The organism is Ectothiorhodospira lacustris, assembly GCF_022227845.1.
Classification (GTDB): domain Bacteria; phylum Pseudomonadota; class Gammaproteobacteria; order Ectothiorhodospirales; family Ectothiorhodospiraceae; genus Ectothiorhodospira; species Ectothiorhodospira lacustris.
Window position 1 is genome coordinate 1 of sequence record NZ_JAJNQN010000050.1, and the last position, 325, is coordinate 325.

General features: G+C 53.5%; 2 tRNA genes. Both read left to right on the plus strand.

The annotated features are described in order from the left end of the window. Window positions 1-15 precede the first annotated feature (15 nt). Window positions 16-92 (plus strand) — tRNA-Ile (locus LQ956_RS14885). A 69-nt stretch (window positions 93-161) separates the two neighbouring features. Beyond that, window positions 162-237: transfer RNA gene (locus tag LQ956_RS14890), tRNA-Ala, on the plus strand. Window positions 238-325 lie beyond the last annotated feature (88 nt).

A 325-nucleotide genomic window follows, 5' to 3' on the forward strand; every position in this document is an offset into this window, starting at 1 on the left:
AGTGGACTTGAGCTTGGGTCTGTAGCTCAGTTGGTTAGAGCGCACCCCTGATAAGGGTGAGGTCGGTGGTTCAAATCCACCCAGACCCACCAATTTTTAGTTCAGGGATGCCTCTGGCCGGGTTCGAGCGGTTGATTGCTGCGGTATCTCTGGAAGATTACGGGGCCATAGCTCAGCTGGGAGAGCACCTGCTTTGCAAGCAGGGGGTCGTCGGTTCGATCCCGACTGGCTCCACCAAGTTCTTAGGCAGTCAAAAGAGAAGGGTTGTAGGGCGAGGGCGTGATGCCTTACGACGTTTATCTTTTGGCTGTCTTTTTTATTCACT